Origin of the sequence: Enterocloster sp. 210928-DFI.2.20 (genome assembly GCF_020554465.1) — a bacterium.
In the GTDB taxonomy this organism is placed as follows: domain Bacteria; phylum Bacillota; class Clostridia; order Lachnospirales; family Lachnospiraceae; genus Enterocloster; species Enterocloster bolteae.
The window spans coordinates 1-5,935 of the sequence record NZ_JAJCHK010000067.1 but is presented as its reverse complement, the minus strand read 5'-3'; the positions used below and the strand labels follow the sequence as shown (position 1 = coordinate 5,935).

Annotated in this window: 7 protein-coding genes; 4 read left to right on the top strand and 3 right to left on the bottom strand. The window is 46.0% G+C overall.

What is annotated here, in order from left to right:
• Window positions 1–257: 257 nt before the first annotated feature.
• The gene (locus tag LI015_RS27625; RefSeq protein WP_227126752.1) at window positions 258–1,631 is read right to left on the bottom strand and encodes a polysaccharide biosynthesis tyrosine autokinase; all 1,374 of its coding nucleotides are present in this window, start codon (window positions 1,629–1,631) and stop codon (window positions 258–260) included.
• Between the two features lie 317 nt (window positions 1,632–1,948).
• Here LI015_RS27625 and LI015_RS27620 point away from each other — a divergent pair, with 317 nt between their 5' ends.
• The 4 genes from LI015_RS27620 to LI015_RS27605 all read left to right on the top strand — a co-directional run bounded on the left by LI015_RS27620 (window position 1,949) and on the right by LI015_RS27605 (window position 3,588).
• On the top strand, window positions 1,949–2,074 hold the full coding sequence (locus tag LI015_RS27620) for a glycoside hydrolase family 55 protein (protein ID WP_227126751.1): 126 nt from the start codon (window positions 1,949–1,951) through the stop codon (window positions 2,072–2,074).
• 102 nt (window positions 2,075–2,176) lie between these two features.
• The gene (locus LI015_RS27615) at window positions 2,177–2,725 is read left to right on the top strand and encodes a glycosyl hydrolase family 28 protein (protein WP_227126750.1); all 549 of its coding nucleotides are present in this window, start codon (window positions 2,177–2,179) and stop codon (window positions 2,723–2,725) included.
• Between the two features lie 135 nt (window positions 2,726–2,860).
• Window positions 2,861–3,013 (top strand): hypothetical protein, encoded by a 153-nt coding sequence (locus LI015_RS27610; RefSeq protein WP_227126749.1) that lies wholly within the window; start codon window positions 2,861–2,863, stop codon window positions 3,011–3,013.
• Window positions 3,014–3,141: 128 nt separating this feature from the next.
• Entirely contained in the window at window positions 3,142–3,588 is a 447-nt protein-coding gene (locus LI015_RS27605; protein WP_227126748.1) for a hypothetical protein, read from the top strand.
• Between the two features lie 310 nt (window positions 3,589–3,898).
• Here LI015_RS27605 and LI015_RS27600 read toward each other — a convergent pair whose 3' ends face one another.
• Window positions 3,899–5,131 (bottom strand): class I SAM-dependent rRNA methyltransferase, encoded by a 1,233-nt coding sequence (locus LI015_RS27600; RefSeq protein WP_118018687.1) that lies wholly within the window; start codon window positions 5,129–5,131, stop codon window positions 3,899–3,901.
• 137 nt (window positions 5,132–5,268) lie between these two features.
• Window positions 5,269–5,859 (bottom strand): TetR/AcrR family transcriptional regulator, encoded by a 591-nt coding sequence (locus LI015_RS27595; RefSeq protein ID WP_002569790.1) that lies wholly within the window; start codon window positions 5,857–5,859, stop codon window positions 5,269–5,271.
• Window positions 5,860–5,935: the final 76 nt, after the last annotated feature.

Genomic DNA, 5,935 nt, shown 5'->3' with positions numbered 1-5,935 from the left:
AAAAGGAATCTGAAAGCCTTATATTTACTGGCTTAGAGATTCCGAGAGATTATAACGCTAATAGGGGGGATTGTTTTTCGTATGTATTCTATTATAATGTTAAAATGCAGACAGTTTTATGCTTGATGATATGCGTTTGTTGTGGCAGGTTGGGCTGATGGAAGCGGGTAGGTACTTATGGGATATCTTACAAACCTTTGCTTATGAAAACGAAAGAAAATCCCTGAGGTCCAAGCCAGGGGCGGACCTCCAGGGATTTAAGAATTTTTTGATTGAATATTGCGTTTTAAGGTGTTTCCAATTAACGGTATTTTACCATTTACTATACCGCCAGTTACCGGGATTCCGGATTTCTTCAGGGAGTCCAGAGAATCCTCCACGGCGCTGCGTAATACCCAGTCAGGACGAACAACTAAAACAACACTATCCATGAGCCCGCGCATTAGCTGTACATCAGACAGAGTACCTATTGGAGGCGTATCAATTAGAATATAGTTATATGTATCTTTCATGGATTGAATGGCTGGAAAAATCTGATTATCAATCTGAAAGATATTTTTTTGAGAGAACCCCTGTATGGTGTAAATACCATTATACATCTGTTCTACTTGCTGTCTTAGATTTTCTCCTATGCGGGGCTCAGTGCGTTTATCGCCATCTTTTGGTTTTGTTTTTCTGGCAAATTGATAAAGAACCCCTTTTTTAAAATCAAAATCTAATAATAAAACCTTACATCCTAACTCTGTTAGACGAAGAGCCAGATTATAGGCAACGGTTGACTTTCCTTCCCCTGGAATGCTGGAAGTCACCGCAATTATCTGCTGTTTGTTTTTTTCGGTCAAATAGTAGAAGACAGCGGCTAGCCGTCCATATGCCACCTGATATTCCTCAGGAACATTCTTATTAACCAGAAACTCCTCAGTGGTATGTTTATCAGACTCAATAAACGGTATCTCGCCGATTATGTCTAGGCCAAGAGCTTCCAAGGAACTGCTGTTACGTATTTTGGGCATGAACAAATAGTAGATAATGCCTAGAATACAGCCTGAAATCAAACCAACAGCTATGCCAATTACCACATTTCGCTGAGATGAAAGGGATACTCCCTGAGCCTGCCGCGCAGTATCAATAACATTAACTGAGCCGATATCCATTACCTCCAGCATTACCTCAGGCAAAACGTCCATAAGACGATTCAGTATGTATATGGCCTGCTGTGGATTCTCCCAGTTTAGGGTAAGCCATAAAAAAGTAGTGTCATCTTCAGCTGTTACAGAAATGTCCTGTTTTAATTCTTCCAGAGGAATATTGCTGTATTCATCCGTATCCAATACCAACTCCAGAACACGGTTGCTTGTTGCTAAAAGCTGCACTGTTTTTACAAGATTTCTCGCTATTTGGATATCTTCATTTCTGGGAACATCCGACCCATTTTGATATAGGTCATTAATATTTCTGGCATTTACTATCATCGAAGCTCTTGCTTTGTAAGAGGGACTGCTGTCCCAGGACAGAATAGCGCCAGCTATGCCTCCCAGTATAATAAGTAATAATACAATCCAACGAAGCTCCCAGATGGAATGTAGTAGGTCCGGGATGCAGATTTCTATTTCATCATTAGTTTCTGACATTGACATACCTCACCCTTTTTTTATTTGTCGATCAATTACTCCCACCCCCTCCCTTAATATTTTATAGTAAATATACAAAAACATCAAGTGCGCTATGACGTATTCACACATACATCCCATTTATTTTGGTATCATGATAATCATGAACCTGGGTATCGGTAATATTACCCCGCTGGTGGGTTCGGCCCTCTTTTTCCGGCTGTTCCGTGGCGGGCATTGATGTGGAGGTGATGCTGGTGGCCTATGTGCCCTGGTTCTCTATGGTGATTCCAACCCTGGTCGGCGCTGTGTAGGACAGAGGAAAGGAGTGTTTGACTATGACTTTTAATGCGCTTGATTTTGGCGCAAAGGTGAATTGCATCACAGATGATGCGCCTGCTATCCAGGCAGCGATTGATGCCGGCAGTAAGGCTGGAGGAGGAAGAGGGGGTGGGGGTGGGTAGAGGGCGGAAAGCATTTTTATTCCGGCTCCATTATCTTAAAGGAAAACGTAGAGCTGTATCTGGAACAGGTGGGAACTCCGGTGACCCTGAAACCTTCCTAATGTGTTTATTTACGCAAAAGATGCTGACAACATAGCCGTATTCGGAGAAGGAACCATCGACGGAAATGCCTATGCTTTCGTGAAGCAAGTAAGCCTGTATTATGTGACGGATGATTTTTATCCGCGCCCTATGCTGGTCTATGTGGAGTATTACAATCAAATCTCATTTAAGGATGTAATTATGAGAAATGCTCCCTTCTGGACCCTGCATCCGGCTGGCTGTGACGATGTGCTCATATGGGGCCTTCCGATTTTAAATGATTTGAATGTGGCTAATTCTGACTGTATTGACCCGGAGCATTCTACCAATGTGCGGTTTTCCAACATAACCTGCGACTCTGAAAACGGCGTATTCCTGTCGGGAAGCCGGGGAAACCATATTGAGGCTATTCTTTTTGAGAATGTGCGTGTGGTGCAGAGCCAAGAGCAAATGGCCCAAAGGAATGTACGATTTGGGTCCGGGATACGGACAGAGGATAGAGGAGATCAAGACTTCAGAATTTTATATGCGCAGAGCCGACCATGTGATTCTGCGGAACTGCCAGGTTAAATTTAAGGGGACGGAGAAACATGATTTCAGCCATGCTTTGTATGTGGAGGAATGCTGGGATATGACGCTGGAGAATTTCAGGGGACAGGCGTACCACAGCAGTCTGGATAATGTTGTGATAAGGCAGGATGAATCATGAGTCTGAGAGAGTGGAAATCTATGACGCCCGAAGAATGGGCCTGCAATTTGGGGCTTTATGCCATCGGCGTGGGAATCATACCCATGGGCGTGGTCTTGACCATCAACGTCAACCTGGGCGCCAGTGTATTTCCCTGGCAGAATGGCTAAATATCAATACATCCCTTGCCATTTATACAACCGCTTTTCTGGTGGTATTTCTGGCCGCTTTTATCAGAAAGGGATATCCGAGGCTGGAGACATTTATTTCGTCCTTTTTTCTGGGTATATTTACGGATATGTGGAAGACAGTTCTGGCGCCTATACAGGGTACAGGGCTGGCAGCTATCCTGCTTATCATGGCGGCAGGCGTGGTGGTGGCATTTGCAGTGGCCTGCTATATCATCAGCGTATTCCCTACCAATCCCAGCGATGATCTGGTGGTGGATCTCTATGAAAGGGGGATGAATCTGGGACCCGCCAAGGTATTCCTGGATGCGGTTTGCGTAGTCCTGGCGTTTTTTTGCGGGGAGATCGGCATTGGAACCATCGTGTGCACCTTTGGACTGGATCCGGTAATCGACATGTTCCACGGGAGAATCCGCGGGAAAATATGCGTCTGGCTGGAAAATGGGAAAGTGGGAAAGTGGTTTGAAAATAGAAGGAATTCAGTTCACCTGTTTTTTGACTCCCTATACTTACGCAGAAATTCCAGCTGCGCCTCATCATCTGCCTCCCTGTCATAAGGCGTTGAGCCTGCCACAAAACAGCAGACCAGAATGGATAGAACAGTCAGTATCAGGAATATAATGAGTATAATCATGTCCGGTCCTTTCTATGAAATGCACAGCTATAAGTGTACAGTCATAAACCTGCAGCCATAACCCTACAACCACATACATACAGTAATGCATCTTTTTATCATCTAATCTCACTTATAGTTTATCCGTTTTTCCTGCCTTTTGTTCATGGAAAATAAAAGAAAAATCCCCAAAATACCGGCAATGGCGTACATTGCATCTCATACCGGTATTCAGGGATTTTTTATTTTTAAACCTATTTCTCGTCACAAACCTGAAAAATATAGAATTTCAAGTAATAAGACTCGTCCGCCGCCCACAAAATGGGATGGTCTGCTGCCTGGGTCCTGTACTCCACCTGCCTGAGCCGTTTGTGTACATTGCCCGCTGCTTCACGTATGGTTTTGGTAAACAGTTCCGGGTCCATGAAATGGGAGCAGGAACAGGTGGCCAGATAGCCGCCGTCCTTTACCAGCTTCATGCCTCTCAGGTTTATTTCGCGGTAGCCCTTGACTGCATTTTTAATGGAATTTCTGGACTTTGTAAATGCAGGCGGATCCAGGATAACCACGTCGTATTTGCGGCCTTCCTGCTCCAGCCTGGGAAGAAGGTCGAAGACATCGGCACACTCAAACTGAACCTGTTCTGTCAGGCCGTTGAGGGCAGCGTTTTCCCTGGCCTGGTTTACTGCCAGCTCCGAGGCGTCCACGCCCAGCACATGTGCGGACCCTGCCAGACCGGCGTTGAGGGCAAAGGACCCGGTGTGGGTAAAGCAGTCCAGCACCTGCTTTGGCTGAATGCGGCGGCAGAGATTCTGGACAGCCAGCCTGTTGTATTTCTGGTCCAGGAAGAAGCCGGTTTTCTGGCCGTCCTCCACATCCACCATATACCGGACTCCATTTTCAAGGATTTCCACCTTGGTGTCAAATGCATCTCCCATGAATCCCTTATGGCGCTCCATTCCCTCCTGCAGACGGACCTTGGCATCGCTGCGCTCGTAGACACCACGGATGGTGATCCCGTCCTCCGCCATGACCTTTCTGAGCTTGTCCACAATGACCGGCTTCAGTCGGTCGATTCCCAGGGCCAGGGATTCCACTACCAGCACATCTGAAAATTTGTCTATGACAATACCGGGCAGAAAGTCGGCTTCCCCGAATATGACGCGGCAGCTGGAGGTATCTGTCACAGCCTTCCTGTAGTCCCAGGCACTGCGCACCCGCATTTCCAGAAAATCGCTGTCAATGACCGTATCCTTTCTGCGGGACATCATGCGGACCGTCAGCTTGGATTTGGTATTGATGAAGCCGGTACCAAGGGGATATCCGTCAAAGTCCTCCACGGTTACCATATCGCCGTTTTCAAAGGCTCCATTGACACTCTCTATCTCATTGTCGTAAATCCAGGCGCCTCCGGCTTTCAGGGAACGTCCCTGTCCTTTGCGGATGCGGACCATTGCTTTGGGGCTGTATTCAATTCGTGTTTCCATTGTATTCTCCTGTTTTCTGTTGTGGTTTATTTCCCATCATATCATAACATGGAGAAAAATTCATCCGGTTTGTGGATATACATGCCACTGCGCACACATGACTCTATTTTTAGGAAATGGAAACAGTTCAGGTGTCATTATACGTAGGGATCAATTTCCAGGACACCGATTCCCTTGGTGATGATGTGTTCTGTCAGCTTTGCCATTTGTTCCGGTGTTTCCTTGAGGCCTGTCTGGAGCCAGTACTGTACCAGGCCGATGCATCCTGACACGATGAAGGAGAAGAATGCGTCAAAGGCAGCTGCATTGCCGGAGCGGAATACCTCCATCCAGTCCTTCAGGCATTTTTCACGTATGAGCTGTTTCAGACGGTTTACAAAATTCAAATCCCCGTTTTCCCCCAGAAGAATCTCAATCAGGTCCGCGTTATCATATACTAAGGAATATATTTCATTGAATATGACAGAAGGGCGCTGTTTTAGATCCACGGCGTCATGTTTACAGACCAATTGGTTGAAATCTTCCTGGAGCTCGGCTTCTGTTTTTTCCAGAAGGTCAAACACATCCTTATAGTGGAGATAAAAGGTGCCCCGGTTTAAGTCCGCCATGTCGGTCAGCTCCCGAACTGTGATATCCTGGACCTTTTTCTCCTTGAGCAATGTTATAAGACATTCACGAAGCTGTCTTCGGGTCTTACGCACCCGGCGGTCCACAGGTTCAATGCCCATTATCTGTTCCTCCTTTTGTTTATAATAATCTCTCGGAATCTCTAAGCCAGTAAATATAAGGCTTTCAGATTCCTTT

Excerpts from the sequence above, each read along its gene's own strand:
- LI015_RS27625 (WP_227126752.1), bottom strand. The coding sequence starts at position 1,631 with ATGTCAGAAACTAATGATGAAATAGAAATCTGCATCCCGGACCTACTA.
- LI015_RS27620 (WP_227126751.1), top strand. The coding sequence starts at position 1,949 with ATGACTTTTAATGCGCTTGATTTTGGCGCAAAGGTGAATTGCATCACA.
- LI015_RS27595 (WP_002569790.1), bottom strand. The coding sequence starts at position 5,859 with ATGGGCATTGAACCTGTGGACCGCCGGGTGCGTAAGACCCGAAGACAG.
- LI015_RS27600 (WP_118018687.1), bottom strand. The coding sequence starts at position 5,131 with ATGGAAACACGAATTGAATACAGCCCCAAAGCAATGGTCCGCATCCGC.
- LI015_RS27610 (WP_227126749.1), top strand. The coding sequence starts at position 2,861 with ATGAGTCTGAGAGAGTGGAAATCTATGACGCCCGAAGAATGGGCCTGC.
- LI015_RS27605 (WP_227126748.1), top strand. The coding sequence starts at position 3,142 with ATGTGGAAGACAGTTCTGGCGCCTATACAGGGTACAGGGCTGGCAGCT.